Here is a 2,366-nt window from a genome sequence, read left to right as displayed (position 1 = left end):
GAACGAAGTGAGCGAGTTTATTGACTTGTTAGCAGTCATGCCGTTTTAAACCGCCATTTTTCAATTTTTGGAGGTATGAAAGCGACTGCAAAAAACAAAAGGGCAGAAACGTACCAAAGTGAACTATCTTCGGATACGCCAAAGCCTAGTTCAGGTAGTACAACTTGCGTAAACAAACCCACAACAACACCTAGAAAAAGCAAAGTTTCCCAATGAATTTTCGTAGTTTTAGATAAACGCCTTCCAAGCACATAGCCCAAGGTTGGTGGAAAATCTAAGCATATAGAAAAGGCGATGAGAAATATGTATTGGCCAGTAGAAAGCTTATCTTCAATTGGTATGCCAAGAAGAATGAACAAGCCAACAATTACATTTCCTAAAAACAAATAAAGCATAAAATTCCTTTTGACTGCTAACGCTTCATTAAGAAGCGAGTTTAGGCTTGCTATACTGAGTGACGAAGGAACTCGAGCAAGCCGTGACGAGTCTTTCTTTAATGACTTGTTATATAGCATTGTACTCATGATTAAGTAACCCTAACTTTAAATCATTACACCAACTACCACCTAATTTAAAGTTATCTCGAATTGTACCTTCATGAGTAAAACCCAACGCTTTTAGTAAATTAAATGATGGGGAATTACCTTCAGTGACAGTTGCGATCACTTTATGGAAGTTACATTGATTAAAGGCATATTCAATAACGGCAATAGTTGACTCTTTACCATACCCTTTGCCCTGAAACTCAGGACTTAGTAAAAAGCCAAGTTCAGCTTGTTGATATGGCTCCCATTCGGGATAAAAACCAGTTACGCCTACTTTAATCCCAGTAGCTTTTTCAATGATTGTTAAAGTTAACCAATGATTAGAAGTTTTTTTCCATTCGCCTAAGCGACAATTAAAACGTTCATTTATTTCAGATTCGGTAAATGGATCACTAACATACTTGAGTACATCGCTTGATTGATGAAGCTGCTCAAAAAGCTCCCTGTCATCTTTACAAATTGGCTTTAAAATGAGCCTTTGGGTTTCAATTTGCACAGGCTTTCCTTTGCTATATAACGCCTTGCTAAGAGGCGCGCGTTAGCGCGTCCTGTGGAGCGAAGCGGAACGTACTTAAGTAACTTGTTATAAGGCATTTCTCTGCCACGCTAATTTACTAATTTTGTATAGCACATGCTCACATTGAGGATGTGAAACTTCAATGTCTGGGTGCATAAAATTTTGGTTGCTGTTATGCATACCAATTTTTTGCATAATAGCTTTAGAACGATCATTGGCTAATGTGGTAAATGAGACCACCTCATTTAGATTTAGCGTATTGAACGCATATTTTAGAGCTTCTTCGGCAGCCTCGGTTGCGTAGCCTTTACCCCAGTAATGTTTTGATAATCGCCACCCAATTTCTACACAAGGTGAAAACGGCATTTTATTTGTAGGAGTATGCAAACCCACAAAGCCAATAAATTTATGCTGATTAGGAATTTCTATTGCCCATAAACCCCATCCTCGCTCATTGATAAGGGATAGGATTTTTCTCCCCATCTCAAAACTTTCTTCTTGGGTCTGAAGTTTTGGAAAAAATTCCATTACTTCTTTATCGTTACACATTTCAGCGAATGGAAGAAAATCATCCTCTGTCCATTGACGAAGCAGTAATCTTTCCGTTTTCAACATTCTTCGACTATGCCTTATAACGCCCCGTTAAGAGGCAATAAAATAGTTGGCTAAAATTAGCGACGAAGGAGCAAAAGCCAACTGTTTTTTGTCCTTTTAAACGACTTGTTATATGGCGATAAGAGCAACAACTAGAATAAATTGAAGTACAAAAGCAATGTATATCAATTTTGTTAGCTTAGATACCTGGCCGGATAATTTTATCGTTTCTTTTCTGGAGCTTACACACTCACATTTACTTACTTGCGATGTGTTTTTTTCATCTGTTGTATAGCGCTCTGCAGATATTGCAAATAGACTTCCAGCACAACCAGCGGATGAAAACAATGCAATGTTCTTTAGGATTTCTACGTAAAATGGAATTGCAGGATTTACATTTTTAAATAGAGGCAGCAATACTTCAGGAATTAAAAAACCAAAAGCCAAACCAACAAAGATAAGGATAAATGCTTTGGTATCTCGATCATTTTTCCACATTATCGCAAATGAAAAAGCTAGAATAAAACTCGTTAGTAAAAACAAAAAGCCTATAAGGTTTGCAATTACTATTGTTTTTGGGAAAACTCATAACTATTCAGTAGATCATTAGTGCCATTTAACAAAAAAAACATGAAGAATAAAAGTATCGATACTGCGAGATGTTTCAAAGGCTGACTCCTTAGCCATATAACAATTTTGTCTACGACATT

General features: G+C 36.9%; 4 protein-coding genes. All 4 read right to left on the bottom strand.

Annotation, left to right across the window (positions count from 1 at the left end; all coding sequences use genetic code 11):
- Positions 1-35: 35 nt before the first annotated feature.
- Complete coding sequence (locus tag B4F91_RS17065; protein ID WP_248442191.1) at positions 36-524, bottom strand: hypothetical protein; 489 nt, start codon at positions 522-524, stop codon at positions 36-38.
- On the bottom strand, positions 505-1,041 hold the full coding sequence (locus B4F91_RS17060; RefSeq protein ID WP_286936806.1) for a GNAT family N-acetyltransferase: 537 nt from the start codon (positions 1,039-1,041) through the stop codon (positions 505-507). Before B4F91_RS17060 ends, B4F91_RS17065 begins: the two co-directional genes overlap by 20 nt.
- Before the next feature lie 87 nt (positions 1,042-1,128).
- Complete coding sequence (locus B4F91_RS17055) at positions 1,129-1,677, bottom strand: GNAT family N-acetyltransferase (RefSeq protein WP_055255060.1); 549 nt, start codon at positions 1,675-1,677, stop codon at positions 1,129-1,131.
- A gap of 108 nt (positions 1,678-1,785) precedes the next feature.
- A complete protein-coding gene (locus B4F91_RS17050) occupies positions 1,786-2,154 on the bottom strand; it encodes a hypothetical protein (RefSeq protein WP_286936804.1) in 369 nt (122 codons plus the stop codon).
- Positions 2,155-2,366 lie beyond the last annotated feature (212 nt).

It is taken from the genome of Pseudoalteromonas sp. UBA6610, assembly GCF_002433295.1.
Classification (GTDB): Bacteria; Pseudomonadota; Gammaproteobacteria; order Enterobacterales; family Alteromonadaceae; genus Pseudoalteromonas; species Pseudoalteromonas atlantica.
This window is presented reverse-complemented; position numbering and strand designations above follow the sequence as displayed.